Origin of the sequence: Clostridium sp. AM42-4 (assembly GCF_003480105.1) — a bacterium.
In the GTDB taxonomy this organism is placed as follows: Bacteria; Bacillota; Clostridia; order Lachnospirales; family Lachnospiraceae; genus Brotaphodocola.
In genome coordinates this window covers 236-15816 of the sequence record NZ_QUIK01000031.1, presented here as the reverse complement: position 1 = coordinate 15816, position 15581 = coordinate 236, and the positions used below count along the sequence as shown (strand labels likewise).

The following is a 15581-nucleotide window of genomic DNA, read 5'->3' as shown; positions in this document are numbered from 1 at the left end:
TGAAATCCTTGAGAACAAGCTGTCAACTTTTTTTATACCACATCACTCAATATCCCGTCTTATCTGCTGTTCCAGTTCACGAAGTGAGGGTTTTTCCCGTTTTCCCTTTGGTGTCGGGTCTGTGGGTGTCAATCTCCAAGCATACACATATTTTGTGTTTCCAAATGCGTCTACATATTTATATAAGTATTTCCCGTCTGTTCGTTGGCTCTCTCCAGTATGCAGGATACGACCTTTGTTATCCCGTCTTTTTTCTTTCATGGTGTCTGCTCCTTTCCTTGTTGGAAAGAGCCTTGATATGACTTGTGTTCATCATAACACATACAAGGCTCATTTGCATTAGATTGCGTCCAATTTGTCAATAACCTGTTCAAACTGTCGGCGTTTAATCTGTATGCGGTTGCCATTCATAATGAGCCAGCCAGCGTCCTTGTTTTCCTCTGCTAAGCGTCTTAACTTGTTTTCTCCGATACGGAAATACTTTGACGCTTCTTCAATGGTAAGGGTGTATTTTTCCCATACGGGAATATCGTTGTTATTCATCAGATACCCCCTTTCCCATGTTTCGTGTCATACTGGATATAGGGGATAAGGTCGGTGCGGTTTATCCTCTGTAAATGGGCGGTTAATTTACTGGAAAGGGAATTGCTGTATCTTGCCTTATCAAGCATAGTTCCCACTTTTTCCAGTCCGCCTAATGCGTCATGTTCTTCCAAGAAGTAAAAACTTTTGACAGCGGAAATCACGCCACCCTCTGTGAGCCATTGCTGTGTTTCTTCAAGGGAATTTTGCTGTTTTGGTACTTGCAGTTTTAAGACTTCCACAGCCCCTAAAAAGCGTTCCCAAAACCGACAAGTTTTCCATCTGCTCTTATTACTTTCGTTTCTGTTTGGTACGACAAAGCGTAGGTTGTTTGCCAATAGACCGAAAGCCAGTTCTCCAAGTTCCAGCGGTCTTTCCTTGAATGTCATGGCAAAAGCATGAGCCTTATCATCACGCAGTTGCATTTCTGTCCGTTTCCAACTGCCGACTTCCTCAAGCGTCTTATTATGTTTTGAACAGACTTCCTTATCCTTATCATAAAAGCGGTAGGACAATCCCGATTTACCAGCACCGATATAAACAGTCTTTGCGGTGTCGAAATCATCAAACTTGCTTTCGTCAAAGTGGTAGCCCTCACTATTCGAGATAAATTCCTCTTTTTCGCATTTCTTCTTTATCTGCTCTATGGTAAAAAATGGCTTTTCGTTTTTATCATCAATGGCAATATCAAGCCTTGTGAAGTGGAAGTTATCCTGTCCGTATCTTCGCTCACAATGTTTGAACATATCCCCAAAAGTACAATTCCTACTGTCGAGAATACGGAAAATATCATCACACCCTCTGCCGGTCATAACAAGATAACAGCCTAACCCTTGTGGGTTATCCTCTGTTTTTCTTGCGTCGCCCGATACATAAATATCTCCAATCTGCCAGCGTGCTTGATAGGTTTTGTATTTAATGCTTGCCGGATAGACATTGAAAATGTCAGTCGGTAAACCTAAAATGTGCATGATGACATCTTCAGCAGTTGCCGTTTCAAATACAATGCTGATGTAATCAATCTTAACGGATAAATTTTTGTGTGTAGTTATAGTGCATTACTCCTTTCGTATGTCCCGTTTTTTGCGGTGTAAAAATTGTGTTTTTTCCTTTATTTATCACAGTTTCTAGGTACTATGACATGTATGCGCAGGGCGGTGTTACATATACGCCCTTTATGAACGCCTAAAGGCGTTCCCTTTCTTCCTGTGTCTGATCCGTTCTTAACGCTCACGAGCCTTGTAAGGCTCGTGGCTAAACGGAACAGCCCCAGTCAGAAACCTTATTTTCGGTCTGATAGTCTATGCTTATTCATGCTATCAAAATGAAAATACATCTTTTCTATGCTTACTCAAGCGTGTGATTGACCCTAGCGTGCTTAATCACTCTATCTGATACGATAATAACGCCATTAGAATTACTTGTCAAGAAGTTTTTGTTGACTTTTAGATATATATTAAGTATGATATGCTTATAAATACCAAGAAAAGCAATGAAAGGAGTGTTTATACTAAGTCATGGAGCATTACGAAAAGAAAATCAGTTTCTTAGGAGAGAACATACAGACCATAAGAAAGCATAGAGGAATGAAACAACAGGAACTTGCGGACAAAATCGGTATCAATATGCAGAGCCTTTCCAAGATTGAACGTGGCGTGAATTATCCTACCTTTGATACGCTGGAAAAGATAATGGACGTGCTGGGAGTAACACCCAATGAATTATTGTCGGGAGAATGGAAGTATATTGACCACACCGAGCCCTATATCATGGATATTATCAAACGGGAACAAGACTTCAATGTTTCCTTAGATTACCTGTCTGAAAATGAATTTTTCGATGATGAAAAAGAATGCACATTTTACAAGGCATATAAACTCATACAGTATATCCATAACTACATTACCAATGAGGTTACGGAGTTGGAAGAACTTATGGAAATCAAGCAGTTGATACAGCGTCAAAAACTGGAACGCATGATAAAAGTACATAAGGAAATGCGAGGGTTAGACCGATACAGAGAACAGCCCAAAGAGTATAAATACCATGACCCTTATGATGATTGGATATTTCGTCAGCTTGCGGATATAGACAACAGAAACAACATTCCCGACACTTCTCCACAAGTAGACTTCAATGAAGCAGACTATGAAGATTATCTAAAGGCGAAATGGAACAGAGGTCTTTAATTTCCTCTTGCATGGAAGATACAGCAAACAAAAAGCCCAGTAAAGAGTGCAAAGCACCACCAATGGTGGCAAGGCTCTTGACAGGGCTTTTTCTTTTCTGTTGTGGGGTAATCAAGAGGAAGAAAGAAAAAGTGTGCATTTTTGTTCCATAAATGCTAAGGGTATGCTGATTTTTATTGTGGCGGATATATGGAACTGTTATAATATGGATATGAAGAAAGCGACAAATTTGAAAGTGTTAATAATTTTCAAACAGCCTCATTGCATGGAAATAAGAAACAGACTATCCTTAAAGTAGGAGGTGGCACAAATGGCAAATGAAGATAAAAAAGATTTTAATGCTATGTTGCATGATAGTAAGGATATGCCAAAATTTCAAATTATCATAGACCAGAAAAGTATTGAGAAATATGGTGGAAACAAAATGTATTTTGCTCCCCCGATTGACTATGACAAAGTAATGAAAAAAGTTCCGTATGGTAAAGTGATTACGGTTGGAAAAATACGAGAACACTTTGCAAAATTGAGTGGTGCAGATTTTACAGAGCCGATTACAGCGGGTATATTTGTTTCTATTGTAGCGTGGGCGAGTTATCAGCGTTCCGAAGATGAAACACCCTATTGGAGAACATTAAAAGCAAACGGAGAATTAAATGCTAAATATCCAAATGGTATTGAAGCACAGAAAGAAAAATTAGAAGCAGAGGGACATACCATTATTCAAAAGGGGCGTAAAAATATACGATACTATGTAAAGGACTATGAAAATTCTCTTTTTGATTTGAAATAGGCAAATTCTATTTCACAATTTCATATCTCTATACACAAAGCAGTTAGTCTTAGGATTGACTGCTTTTTTCATACCTAAATTTCAGATTGGAGTGATGAAATGGTGTTTGTTAGAGCTGTTCAGTAAGATTATCGGTGCATAAAATTTTATTGTGGTGCAGATATGAAAATGATATAATGTGGATATGAAGAAAGCGACAAACTTGAATTTGTCGAGCTGGTTAGTTCGAGATAATTTTGAGTTTGTTAAGATGTGGTGCACTTGATGGAATCACAGGTACGACATCATATTATGGAGGATGAAATAGATGATAGGTTTGATTGTTGCGAGGTCAAAGAATAATGTTATAGGCAAGAATGGTAATATACCATGGAAAATAAAGGGAGAACAAAAGCAATTTAGAGAGTTAACAACGGGTAATGTGGTTATTATGGGGCGAAAGTCTTATGAAGAAATCGGTCATCCGTTGCCTAATAGAATGAATATTGTTGTTTCCACCACAACAGAGTATCAAGGAGATAATTTAGTTTCAGTTAAATCATTAGAAGATGCATTATTATTGGCTAAAGGACGAGATGTATACATATCTGGTGGATATGGACTATTTAAGGAAGCTTTGCAAATAGTAGATAAAATGTATATCACAGAAGTAGATTTAAATATTGAAGATGGAGATACATTCTTTCCAGAATTTGATATCAATGATTTTGAAGTTTTGATAGGGGAAACACTTGGTGAGGAAGTGAAATATACGAGAACATTTTATGTAAGGAAAAATGAATTGAGTAGATTTTGGATTTAGGGTGTTTTCATAAATATATTGCTTTTTATGCATATATAAATTGTTGTAAGACAAATTCCAGTTTGAAAAGGGGAAATGAAAAAGTGGCAATTTCAAATATAAATACAATTATTAGTAATGATATTCAAAAAGTTTGGAACATTGTTTTAGCTGTTGATAAATATAACTCATGGCGAAGTGATTTGAGCAAAACAGAAATAATAAATGACAAACAATTTATTGAATACACAAAAAATGGATATGCTACTACATTTACCGTTACCGTTGCAGAACCATATAAACGCTGGGAATTTGATATGGAGAATAGCAACATGAAAGGTCATTGGATTGGTGTTTTTATAGACAAAGGGAATGAAACACAAATAGACTTTACAGAAAATGTGATACCTAAAAAGTGGTTTATGAAACCTTTTGTAAAAACCTATTTGAAAAAACAACAAAAGCAATTTGTTCTGGACTTAAAGAAAGCATTGGAATAATAAAATTCAAGATTGGAGGGTTGGAAATGGCTTCAAGTAAAGATTATTTACAATTTGTTTTAGAACAATTATCAGAATTACAAGAAATAACATATCGTGCAATGATGGGAGAATTTATTATTTATTATCGTGGAAAAATCGTTGGCGGTATATATGATGATAGGTTACTTGTAAAACCAACAAAGTCTGCAATTTCTTATATGCCGACAGTTACTTATGAAATTCCATACGAAAACGCCAAAGAAATGTTATTGGTGGAAGAAGTTGATAATAAAGATTTTCTGACGGGGTTATTTGATGTGATGTATGATGAACTACCAACGCCAAAACCTAAAAAGAAAAAATAAACAGCTTCTAGTTTACAATTTCATATCCATATACACAAAGCAGTTAGTTTTAGGATTGACTGCTTTTTAAAAAGACACCATTTAGGTGTAATGATGTCTTTTGGGTGTTATTTTATAGGTCATATCAAGGCTCATTCAATCGTGGTAAATTCGTGGTAAAATGAGTTTTTTCTATACTTCAAAATACTTGAAAGTATAGTGTTTATGCGGATAATCGAAAATTAGATATAAAATTTATATGAATCTCTATAACCATTACTTTCATTTCTCGAAGGCTCAATAAGTTTTTCCTTTTCATAAAAACGGATATTAGAACGGGATAAACCTGTTCGCTCTTCTACGTCTTTTATAGTCATATTATGCCCTCCTTTCGAGCAACTCTATTTTACTTAATAATAAGCTATAAACAAGGTTTACAGTCAAGCATTTATCAAAAAAACTATAGTTGTTGATAAGGACATGAAAAGCTGTCCAAAATAGAAGGTGAACCGGATTGCTGCTCCGACTCAATCTTCCACATGGAATACATCTTCCACCAGCATATTAAAGTACTTTGATATCCGCAGCATAAATTCGGCAGATGGGGTGCTGTCCCCACGCTCTATCCTGCCGACAGTTTTGGTGCTGTATCCAATAGCAGCGGCAAGGTCATCCTGGTAAATGCCTCGCTGTTCACGTATTTCTCTTATATTATTGGTAACCGCCATAAAAATCCCTTCTTTCAGTTCTATAGATATTTTCTTATTGTCAATTATGCAAAATAATGTGTCCGATAAAAATGACTTGCAATTTTATCGGCAATGTCCTGTAATAGCACAAGCATCAGATTTTCCAAGAACTTTTCCAAATATGTCTAAGCGGTCATTTTCACTAACCTTGATAGGTGCATACTTTTCATTGAGTGAGATAAGGAAAATTCCTTCTTTATCGTTTTGTAATTTCTTAATATAGGCTTCTCCGTTTAGAGCGAAGATGCCGATTTCTCCATTAGCAACAGATTCCTGCTGTAATATCCATGCAATCTGACCATCGTGGAATTCTGGTTCCATACTGTCACCACTAATACGGACACCGAAAGTAGTATCTTCTGGCAGGATAGATTCATCTATGCGTACAGTCTCTTTCGGTCCATCTACAAGGAAGTTACCGGTTCCGGCTGATACAGCATTTTCAAAAATATCAATGCTACGGAATGGAATTATCTTAGCAGTCTGCTTTTCATACATTCCGGATGCGTGGAGCAGATTGATATAATCCATAGCTTTTTCCCTGCCTTCATCAGTTAGTGATGAGAAAGGATCGGCAGGATTTACTCCAAAATATGCCTCATACATGTTAGTAATACCAAGGATTCTACACACTTTGTAAAATATGGTAACGCTTGGTTCAGCAAGATTTCTCTCCCAGTTGGATATGGCTTTATAGGAAATGGTAATGCCTTCCTTTGCCAGTTCATCAGCGAGATCCTGTTGGAGCAAGCCTTTCTTTTTTCTATATGTTGAAATGATTTCTCCGATTGAGTACATACATACGCCTCTTTTCTTTCATTTTGTTGATTTCAAATGTCTCTTTTCACTCCATAGTATATAGCAATAGTGCCAATTATTCAAGTTAAAAATCCAATATAATGAGAAAAAGGACACATGTGTCCGTTGACAGTCGATTATTCTTGGGGTTATACTATGCCCTGTAAGGAACATTACTCATATACTTGGACTAAAGGTTATGGTAGTGACAGATTAAATGCAGCAGGAGGTTATGCAGATGGGAGACAGGGTAATACTTCATTCAGATATCAACTGTTGCTATGCTTCGATTGAGCATCTGCATCATCCGGAGCTTGCAGGAAAGCCACTGGCAGTAGGCGGTGACCCGGAGGCAAGACATGGGATTGTCTTAACAGCCGACTATATTGCCAAGAAGTACGGTGTGAAAACAGGAATGGCACTCTGGCAGGCAAAGCAGGTCTGTCCTGACATAACGTTTGTTTCACCAAGAATGGACTTATATCTTCGATTCTCAAGAATGGCACATGAGATATATGCAGAATATACGGACAGGCAGGAGCCATATGGAATTGATGAGTGCTGGCTTGATGTGACAGGGAGCAGCTCCCTTAAAGGGGATGGATTGCTCATTGCACAGGAAATCAGCAGGAGAATGAAGTCAGAGCTTGGCATCACAGTAAGTGTTGGTGTTTCTTTCAATAAGATATTTGCAAAGCTTGGTTCAGACTATAAGAAACCTGATGCAATCACAACTATGTATAAGAGTGAGTTTAAGCAGAAGGCATGGTCACTTCCGGTGGCAGATCTTCTATACGTTGGCAAAAGTACGAACAGAAAGCTTGCATTATTTGGTATTAAAACCATAGGTGATCTTGCAAGAGCAGATGAAGATGTGCTTAACAGTCACCTTGGAAAGATGGGCAGTATCTTATGGTCATTTGCGAATGGCTATGATGATTCACCTGTCAAGCTAGAGAATACCCACGCTCCAATCAAATCGGTGGGAAACAGCACAACGACTCCAAAGGATTTAGTATGTGATGAGGATGTAAAGATTGTTCTTTATATTCTGGCTGAGAGTGTTGCAGCAAGACTTCGTGAGAATGGATTCCGGTGCAGAGTGGTTGAGATAAGTGTCAGGGATAATGAGTTATTCTCTTTTATTCGTCAGAAAAAGATTGACCATGCAACGAATATCACCGGAGAGATAGCTGCATATGCTTATCAGATATTTAAGGAAAACTATAACTGGAGCAAGCCGATCCGCAGTGTTGGTGTCCGAGGTGCAGACTTAGTAACAGATAATTATTGGGAACAGATTGATTTGTTCTCAAGTGTGGAGAAGCGTGAAAAGCAGATGAAGATGGATTCAGCGGTGGATGAGATACGCAGAAGATTTGGATTTTACAGTATCCAGAGGGGACTCATGTACCGGGACAGGATTCTGTCGGCAGTCAATGCAAAAGAAGAACACACAGTACATCCACATGGGTATTTTGGATAAAGAGGGAGGCGGAACATGAGCGAAGCAGCAAGAATTGATCTGGTAGACAGAGCACCATTGACGGAGAAGCAGCAGAATGTGTATGAAAGCATTATGCAATATCAGCGTGTGAATGGTTATGCTCCTACTATCAGGGAGATATGCAAGATGGTAGGGGTGGCATCGACTTCAAGTGTTTATGCACATCTGAAAATATTAGAAGAAAAAGGCTATATAGCAAGGAAGATGGATGCTTCCAGAGCAATAGCAATCTTGTAAGGAAGGTGATTACATTGAGCAATAAGGTATATGTTGATGTACTTGCAGAGTTTTCAAAGGACGGACTGCTCATTCCCAAAGAGATAACATGGGAAGATGGCAGAAAGTATGAGATTACACGAGTAAAAGACAAGCGCAGAGCAGCCAGTACAAGGGCTGGCGGCGTTGGAGAGCGTTATACCTGTGTGGTAGATGGAAAGGAAATATTCCTTTTCTATGAAGATAACAATATGTGGTTTATGGAAAGAGCCGGAGCCTGATGTGATTGTGTGCTTACAGCACAATTCATATCAGTTGGCTTTAGATCAGCAAAGCCGGGGAATGTGCAGACATTCATCGGAACTCTCGGCAAAAGGCTTGCAAAGGTGATTTCCCTTTCCTTTACGAGTACAGAATTGTAGATTGATGATTTTGTATGAATAAGGAGCGAACTGAATTGAACAAAGAAAATGTTATAGAAATTAGATGTAAAAAATGCAACAAGTTAATGATGGAATATTTTGTATGCGGTGATGATTCCACTGTGGCACTTCAGAATATTGGAATTAAGTGTGACAGATGCAAGCGAGTGATGATACTCAAGAAGTATTCCGAGGGAATGATGAAGGAACATTCTGAGAATGGAACTTTCAGAATATAACGATTGAAAATTAAATTATAGCCCACCTGATAAGGGCACATCAAAAGATGGAAGCACCAGAGACGCAGGGGAAACGAACAGTATTTATGATACTGGTTTCCTCGTGCGTCTTTTTGTGCTGTAAAGGTAATCCGACTTGTTCGTTTCCAAGGGCGGCAAGGAGGATTTATGAGCAGTAAAGCACAGGCAAGAGAAAAGGATTATGAGAGAGGATTACGAATTGCTGATAGAAGAAAGGCGATTGGATTGTCACAGGATGAGTTAGCTCATAGAGCTGGCATAGGCAGACAGGCATTGTCGGCTATTGAAAATGGTGGAGATTTTAAGACAAAGACATTAGATAGTCTGGCAATCGTACTAGGTGTATCTGTTGATTTCATTATGTATGGGGAGAATGAAGAAAAATCAGAACTGTTATCTGAGGCAATGGATGTTCTTTCAGATATGGATGAATTGCAGATAAGACAGTGCCTTGCAATGATGAAAGCGATGAAAAGAGTGTCAGTTGAAAAGTGATTGTCGTGTTTACACGACATAATTGTCGCCTGTACACGGTCGGCAATTAAGGTGTGGCAGATTACAATATACTTGTGCTTGAGATACAGCACACCACGAGAGTGGAGGCGCCAAAACTCTCCAATACGAAATCGTAAAGGAGATAACAAAATGAAAAAAAGAGATTTTAACTTAGTAGGAAACGAAGGTACAGATAATCAGGAGCTTGCAAAGGGTATTGCATTTGTAAAGTCACGCAGAGCGGAACTCAATGTAGTCCAGATGGTTGAAAGTATGCGTGATCAGGCAATACCTAATGGAGTAATAATAAATGATGCGTATTGTGATCGCTCAATGACAAGGGACTATGACAGAGAAGCACTGAATGCTTTCTTTGCAACACTTAAAGAGGGATATTTTGAGGTTGTAGTAGTCAGAAGCCTGAATGAGATCACCGATGACATTTATGATCTGGAGGAATTTGTGAAGACCATCACAGATATGGGCATATGGCTCTATTCTCTTGAAGTCGGTCCGGTGCCAATTACTGTATCTCATGCAGAGGACTTTGGATGCTAATGGAGTCCTTTGGTAGATCGACAACAGAAAATCATTCCGGTCGGGACAAACAAGTCCCGGCTGTGAAGGATTGCAGATTTACGCAGACTGCATTCGGAACAGTAGTACATGATTCGAGAGGGAAGTGGCTTGGTCAGTATGAAACAGAAGATGCAGCTGTAGAGATGTTAAGAGAAATGGCAAAGGACGATGGAGGATATAGCGATGAAATATGATGGTTATCAAGTTGGAATCGTGATTAAGTCGTTACGAATCCAAAGAAATCTTACAAAAGAAGCCCTTGCTGCTGAGCTTGGTATTAGTGAGTCAACTATCAAAAAGTATGAGAATGGAGAACGTGCATTAAGTATCACAAATCTATTTAAGATAATTGATTATTTCAAAGTAGATGCCAATACAATCCTGAATGTGGCAGAGGGTAAGAAAGAAAATTCAATAGACTCTAGGTTGGAATTAATGGATTATAGCAGGAAGGCATATTTTCAAAAGATATTTAACGAGATGCTTGATAATGCAGAGATGCTTGTTTCATAGGAGGTTTGGCTATGAGAAGAAAGAAAAAGACGATTGAATGTATAGAGTATCTGTCAGTAAGTGCACCATTGGATAAAGTGGATCGCTTAGAGGACAAGCAGAGTAAATATATTCATGAGTATGTAAAAAATAAAGAATACATGATTGTTGGCACTGAACGCCGACATGGATTTTCACAGAATGATGTGGACAGACAGTGGCATCAGATTGTGGATAAGATTAGAAAAAAGCAGGTAGATGGTGTAATAGTCGCAAACATGAGTGTTATTACAGACAACCTTATTGATGCATTTATAAAAATAGCACAGGTTCAGGATGCAGGAGGAATTATTGTTACAGTAGATGATGGCAGACTGGCTATGCAGTTAAGGGGGTTTTAGGTTATGAATAAGAATAAAAAACGATATGACAAATATAAAAAATTTGACGTTGTATATGCAGACTTTGGTCGTAACCCACATGGAGTACAGGGCGGAATCAGACCTGGAATTGTGGTATCGTGTGATGCAAGTAATCATGGTGGTGCACCTCAGATTTCAGTTGTTCCATTATCATCAAAATTGAAAGATAATCCTGTGCATGTGATAGTTGAGCCTTCAGAAATAAGAGGGTATGCATTGAGCAATAGATCTGATTTTATGCCGGAGGATATTCAGACCTTGAATAAGGGCTGTGTTCGTTTTAAGTCGGGATATATTCCGGGAGAATCAGAGATTAGGGAAGCAATGGATAGAGCAATGATTATGCAGTTTAATCTGTTACCAGTAGCACGTAAGATGGTATTAGAGGAATTGGAGATGAAACAAAATGGATAGCAGAACAAGGAAAACAAATAATAAGAGATTTGTCAGATATCCAGAGGGTGCAGAGATGTACTCAATGAGTTTATCAAAGTTCCAGCAGTTAGCTAAGGATGCGAAAGCATGTTATAAGATGAATAGACTGGTGCTTGTGAACCTTGATATTCTTGATGAATATCTGGAGACATTTCATATAGAAGACGAGGAATTCTACAAATAAATTGAAAAGAATATGAAAGAGTATGCATTAATATACTTGACTTTATGTCCGACATAAAGTATACTATGTTCAGATGGAGGTGATATATTGGCAAAGATGGGACGACCAAAGGCTGAAAATCCTGCTGATAAGAGGATTACAATCAGACTGAATGGTGAAGAACATGAATTGCTGCTTGAATACACCAAAAATCATAACATGACTATGACGCAAGTAGTTAAAATGGCAGTGTTAGAGAAACTAATGGCTGACCAGAAGTAATGCAGGCTCTTTTCTTTTTGAGAAAGGAGAAAAGATGGCTTGTAGAAAAGATGGTAAAGGAAGAGTATTACGAAAAGGAGAGCATTATCGTAAAACTGATGGTAGGTATTCATATATTTATACTGATCCATTGGGAAAACAAAGGACGATATATGCGAAATCTCTTGTAACACTTAGGCAGAAAGAAGACGAACTTGTTCGTGACCAGATGGACGGGTTAAATGTATATGTTGCTGGAAGTGCAGATGTAAATTTTTTGTTTGATAGATATATTTCTACCAAGACGGAGTTGCGAAGCACTACAAAAGCAAATTACTTATATACATGGGAACATTTTATCAGGGATACTTTTGGAAAGAAAAAGATTAAGGATGTAAAGTATTCTGATGTCTTATTTTTCTATACGGATTTGATTACGAACAAAGGATTGCAGGTAAATACTTTGGAGAGTATCAATACTGTATTGCGACCTACATTTGAGCTGGCAGTACGAGATGATATAATAAGAAGAAATCCTGTAGATGGAGCTTATGCCGAGGTGAAAAAAAGAAATGGTGGTGCTAGAAAGAGTCGAAGAGCACTGACAGTAGAGCAGCAGAGAGAATTTATTGATTATGTTGCGAAGAATCCGTTTTTCTTCCATTGGTATCCGTTTTTTGTATTTCTGCTTGGAACTGGATGCAGAATCGGTGAGGCAATAGGCATCAGATGGGACGATGTTGATATGAAGAAACGAACAATCAATATTAACCATAGTCTTACTTATTACACAAGATCTGACAATTCATTCAAGTGTGAGTTTAGGGTTTCAGAACCTAAAACAGAAGCAGGAATAAGGACAATTCCAATGATGGGACCGGTGTATGAAGTGCTCAAGTCTGAATACCAGCGTCAGCAGGAAGAAGGTTTTTGTGTTGCAGAGGTTGATGGAATGACAAACTTTATATTTACTAATCGGTTTGGAAATCCACATAATCCGCAGGCAGTAAATCGTGCAATCAAGAGAATCGTTGATGCTCATAATGCCGAAGAAGAGGTAGAGGCAAAGAAAAAGAAGAGAGAACCTATAATGTTGCCCAGGTTTTCATGTCACATTTTTAGACACACATTTGCTTCAAGGTTTTGTGAGAACGAAACCAATGTAAAAGTTATTCAAGAAGTAATGGGACATGCTGATGTCAGCACAACCATGAACATTTATGCGGAGGCAAATCCAGAGGTTACTAGAGAGGCTTTGGAGAAACTTGCCAAGAACATGGATGTATTTTAGAAACAACGATATAATATAGAAAAGAGTCCTCTGATTTGAGGACTAGGCAATTGACCAAAAAAATTTAATATGACTAATATATGACCAAAAAAGACTGCAAATTTGGTTATTTTAGTACAGCTTGCTAAAGAAAATATTGTAATGATTTAAAGAAATGTAAATCATCTTACAGCTCTTTACAGCAGGAGCGAAAAAGCTCCCGACGATGAAGAGCCTGGATGCAGATAAGAAAGCTTCCAAAGCAGATAGCAGCACTTCTGAAGCAGCAGAAGGCGAAACCAAGTCCGCAGGCGACAACAACGGCTTCTTCACCCCGAACGAGAAGATCGACTTCTCCAACGTAAAGGTAGAGCCGCTGTTCGAGGAGCACGTAGACTTCGAGACCTTCTCCAAGTCTGACTTCCGCGCAGTAAAGGTAAAAGCATGCGAAGCAGTAAAGAAATCCAAAAAGCTTCTGCAGTTCACTCTGGACGACGGAACCGGCACCGACCGCACCATCCTTTCCGGTATTCATGCATACTATGAGCCGGAAGAGCTGGTAGGCAAGACCCTCATTGCAATCACTAACCTCCCGCCGAGAGCCATGATGGGCATCGAGTCCAACGGTATGCTGCTTAGCGCAGTATGCGAGGAGAACGGCGAAGAGAAGCTGAACCTGCTTATGGTAGACAACCACATTCCGGCAGGCGCAAAGCTGTACTAAAAGTAAATATAAAATTGAAGCAAGAGCACTTCTTAGAGATGATCTAAGAGGTGCTTTTTTATAGTAAAAAGAAAATGTTGCGTATGAAACAGGCGAAGCCTATTTATAGGACATGTGTCGATGGTTAATCAAAAGAGTTAATTCAAAGCCGGTTTCTGTGAAATTATCGACTGCGGATTGAAACAAAGGCTGTTAAACTACTGGTAGAATGACAAAATCAAGTTTCTCCCTTACAATAATCCCATAAGGATGATGAAAAGAAAGAGGGGAGAGATTAAAATGGCAGAAAAAATGCTTGTAACGCAGGCTCTGGATGAGAGAGATCTGCTTGTAAAGAAGATTCAGGACAAGATAGCAAGGATTTCCTAAATAGCTCAGATGGTAGAGCACATGACCTACAAGCATGATGGCGAAGGTTCGATTCCTTCTTCAGGAACCTTTATATTTTCATATATTGTATGTATATTTTTTGATAGGAATCCGTCAGCTTGACAGGAACCTCTTTTGTGTCTATATTCATTAAGAAAGGGCTGGGAGAAAACACCGGCCTGGAAAGGAAGGACACATCATGTCAGAAACATTGAAGGTACTGGAAACAAGAAGAAGCTGCCGCGCATTTAAACCGGAGCTGATCGAAGAAGAAAAACTGCAGGCGATCATCAAAGCAGGGACCTATGCTGCAACCGGTATGGGCAAACAATCCCCTATTATTATTGCGGTTACAAATAAAGAATTGCGGGATAAGCTTTCTGCCATGAATGCAAAATTCATGGGAAAAGACGAAAGCTTTGACCCATTTTACGGAGCACAGGAGCTGCTTATCGTGCTGGCCAATAAGGCTATGCCGACCTATCTTTATGATGGAACCCTGGTGATGGGAAACCTCATGAATGCCGCTGAAGATCTTGGCGTAGCCAGCTGCTGGATCCACCGTGCAAAAGAGGAATTTGAGACACCGGAAGGGAAAGAGCTCTTAAAGAGCCTTGGAATCGAAGGAGACTATGAGGGAATTGGTCATCTGGTCCTTGGATATGCTGCAGCTCCGGCAAAAGAGGCAGCACCGAGAAAAGCTGATTACGTCTACTATATCCGGTAAAGGACACCGGCAATTTTTCCCAGGATAAGGTTTTCGGACTGGAAAACAGCTATATCTATAAGCCGCTGTATTCAGAAGCATAGTCAGTTCAGAAAATCTCTACTTGTGAACAGTAACGCAGGCACTTCTATTTTCCGGTGAAAGAGGTTGTAATAATAGATGATTTCGTTTAGGATAACAAGCGGGAATCCCCGGTTATTCAATTGCCGAGATGAAAGCGTCTGAAACGCAAGTAAAATCGAAAGTTTGTTCGATTTCACTTGCGTTTCCTTCTGTATGATAGTATATTATGTGTATGAAAGAAAATTTAATACATTCAAGAACTTGTGTATACAATATCAACTACCATGTGGTGTGGTCTGTGAAATATCGCAGGAAGATTTTATCAACAGAGATTGAAACTTATCTAAAAGAACTGGTTCAGAAAATAGCATCCGATAAAGGTTTTACGGTTCATCTTTTTGAAGTTGGTGAAAGTGATCATATCCATTGTTTTGTGTCTGCACCACCGAAAATGTCAGTGA

The 15581-nt window shown here is 38.8% G+C and carries 23 protein-coding genes, 1 tRNA gene and 2 pseudogenes; 20 read left to right on the top strand and 6 right to left on the bottom strand.

The features are described 5' to 3' along the window. Positions 1-45: 45 nt before the first annotated feature. From DW922_RS16690 to DW922_RS16680, 3 genes and pseudogenes are all read right to left on the bottom strand, one after another. A pseudogene (locus DW922_RS16690) lies at positions 46-261 on the bottom strand (integrase DNA-binding domain-containing protein); the annotation flags it as partial. A gap of 78 nt (positions 262-339) precedes the next feature. Further along, positions 340-543 carry an excisionase gene (locus DW922_RS16685; protein ID WP_002607397.1) on the bottom strand — a complete coding sequence of 68 codons (204 nt, stop codon included), beginning with the start codon at positions 541-543 and terminating at the stop codon, positions 340-342. Next, on the bottom strand, positions 543-1604 hold the full coding sequence (locus DW922_RS16680; RefSeq protein ID WP_256151268.1) for a replication initiation factor domain-containing protein: 1062 nt from the start codon (positions 1602-1604) through the stop codon (positions 543-545). Before DW922_RS16680 ends, DW922_RS16685 begins: the two co-directional genes overlap by 1 nt. Before the next feature lie 495 nt (positions 1605-2099). On the opposite strand from DW922_RS16680, the gene DW922_RS16675 reads away from it, so the two are divergent. From DW922_RS16675 to DW922_RS16650, 5 genes are all read left to right on the top strand, one after another. After that, positions 2100-2771 (top strand): helix-turn-helix transcriptional regulator, encoded by a 672-nt coding sequence (locus DW922_RS16675; RefSeq protein ID WP_002322214.1) that lies wholly within the window; start codon positions 2100-2102, stop codon positions 2769-2771. 310 nt (positions 2772-3081) lie between these two features. Continuing rightward, on the top strand, positions 3082-3561 hold the full coding sequence (locus DW922_RS16665) for an MGMT family protein (RefSeq protein WP_002322212.1): 480 nt from the start codon (positions 3082-3084) through the stop codon (positions 3559-3561). A 307-nt stretch (positions 3562-3868) separates the two neighbouring features. After that, positions 3869-4363, top strand: coding sequence for a trimethoprim-resistant dihydrofolate reductase DfrF (dfrF, locus tag DW922_RS16660; RefSeq protein ID WP_002322211.1), 495 nt, complete (start codon positions 3869-3871; stop codon positions 4361-4363). Between the two features lie 83 nt (positions 4364-4446). Next, positions 4447-4842: an SRPBCC family protein gene (locus tag DW922_RS16655; protein ID WP_010775277.1), complete on the top strand. Its 396-nt coding sequence runs from the start codon at positions 4447-4449 to the stop codon at positions 4840-4842. 26 nt (positions 4843-4868) lie between these two features. After that, positions 4869-5189, top strand: coding sequence for a TfoX/Sxy family protein (locus DW922_RS16650; protein ID WP_004612621.1), 321 nt, complete (start codon positions 4869-4871; stop codon positions 5187-5189). A gap of 242 nt (positions 5190-5431) precedes the next feature. On the opposite strand, the pseudogene DW922_RS16645 reads toward DW922_RS16650, so the two are convergent. The 3 genes and pseudogenes from DW922_RS16645 to DW922_RS16635 form a co-directional block, all read right to left on the bottom strand. Further along, a pseudogene (locus DW922_RS16645) lies at positions 5432-5545 on the bottom strand (MerR family transcriptional regulator); the annotation flags it as partial. Positions 5546-5695: 150 nt separating this feature from the next. Beyond that, entirely contained in the window at positions 5696-5896 is a 201-nt protein-coding gene (locus DW922_RS16640; protein ID WP_004611564.1) for a helix-turn-helix transcriptional regulator, read from the bottom strand. 84 nt (positions 5897-5980) lie between these two features. Further along, on the bottom strand, positions 5981-6715 hold the full coding sequence (locus DW922_RS16635) for an XRE family transcriptional regulator (RefSeq protein WP_117482444.1): 735 nt from the start codon (positions 6713-6715) through the stop codon (positions 5981-5983). 238 nt (positions 6716-6953) lie between these two features. On the opposite strand from DW922_RS16635, the gene dinB reads away from it, so the two are divergent. From dinB to DW922_RS16555, 15 genes are all read left to right on the top strand, one after another. Further along, on the top strand, positions 6954-8201 hold the full coding sequence (gene dinB, locus DW922_RS16630) for a DNA polymerase IV (protein ID WP_117529002.1): 1248 nt from the start codon (positions 6954-6956) through the stop codon (positions 8199-8201). Between the two features lie 15 nt (positions 8202-8216). Beyond that, positions 8217-8459: a DNA-binding protein gene (locus tag DW922_RS16625; protein ID WP_004611567.1), complete on the top strand. Its 243-nt coding sequence runs from the start codon at positions 8217-8219 to the stop codon at positions 8457-8459. A gap of 5 nt (positions 8460-8464) precedes the next feature. Beyond that, positions 8465-8719: a hypothetical protein gene (locus DW922_RS16620; protein ID WP_004611568.1), complete on the top strand. Its 255-nt coding sequence runs from the start codon at positions 8465-8467 to the stop codon at positions 8717-8719. Positions 8720-8895: 176 nt separating this feature from the next. Continuing rightward, a complete protein-coding gene (locus DW922_RS16615; RefSeq protein ID WP_243010316.1) occupies positions 8896-9099 on the top strand; it encodes a hypothetical protein in 204 nt (67 codons plus the stop codon). Positions 9100-9267: 168 nt separating this feature from the next. Next, positions 9268-9615 carry a helix-turn-helix transcriptional regulator gene (locus DW922_RS16610; RefSeq protein WP_117627420.1) on the top strand — a complete coding sequence of 116 codons (348 nt, stop codon included), beginning with the start codon at positions 9268-9270 and terminating at the stop codon, positions 9613-9615. Between the two features lie 150 nt (positions 9616-9765). After that, positions 9766-10173: a recombinase family protein gene (locus DW922_RS16605; RefSeq protein ID WP_117613586.1), complete on the top strand. Its 408-nt coding sequence runs from the start codon at positions 9766-9768 to the stop codon at positions 10171-10173. Between the two features lie 204 nt (positions 10174-10377). Beyond that, the gene (locus tag DW922_RS16595) at positions 10378-10707 is read left to right on the top strand and encodes a helix-turn-helix transcriptional regulator (RefSeq protein ID WP_158564467.1); all 330 of its coding nucleotides are present in this window, start codon (positions 10378-10380) and stop codon (positions 10705-10707) included. An 11-nt stretch (positions 10708-10718) separates the two neighbouring features. Next, a complete protein-coding gene (locus DW922_RS16590; protein WP_117477962.1) occupies positions 10719-11087 on the top strand; it encodes a recombinase family protein in 369 nt (122 codons plus the stop codon). A 3-nt stretch (positions 11088-11090) separates the two neighbouring features. Continuing rightward, complete coding sequence (locus DW922_RS16585; protein WP_117477963.1) at positions 11091-11522, top strand: type II toxin-antitoxin system PemK/MazF family toxin; 432 nt, start codon at positions 11091-11093, stop codon at positions 11520-11522. Then, positions 11515-11727, top strand: coding sequence for a DUF6462 family protein (locus tag DW922_RS16580; RefSeq protein WP_117477964.1), 213 nt, complete (start codon positions 11515-11517; stop codon positions 11725-11727). Before DW922_RS16585 ends, DW922_RS16580 begins: the two co-directional genes overlap by 8 nt. Before the next feature lie 96 nt (positions 11728-11823). Next, the gene (locus tag DW922_RS16575) at positions 11824-11988 is read left to right on the top strand and encodes a DUF6290 family protein (RefSeq protein ID WP_227081569.1); all 165 of its coding nucleotides are present in this window, start codon (positions 11824-11826) and stop codon (positions 11986-11988) included. A gap of 34 nt (positions 11989-12022) precedes the next feature. Next, a complete protein-coding gene (locus DW922_RS16570) occupies positions 12023-13258 on the top strand; it encodes a site-specific integrase (RefSeq protein ID WP_117613589.1) in 1236 nt (411 codons plus the stop codon). A gap of 205 nt (positions 13259-13463) precedes the next feature. Next, positions 13464-13961, top strand: a complete 498-nt coding sequence (locus tag DW922_RS16565) for a methionine--tRNA ligase subunit beta (protein WP_118719853.1) — start codon at positions 13464-13466, stop codon at positions 13959-13961. A gap of 363 nt (positions 13962-14324) precedes the next feature. Then, positions 14325-14397 (top strand) — tRNA-Val (locus tag DW922_RS16560). A 132-nt stretch (positions 14398-14529) separates the two neighbouring features. Further along, on the top strand, positions 14530-15057 hold the full coding sequence (locus tag DW922_RS16555) for a nitroreductase (RefSeq protein ID WP_118721453.1): 528 nt from the start codon (positions 14530-14532) through the stop codon (positions 15055-15057). Positions 15058-15581: the final 524 nt, after the last annotated feature.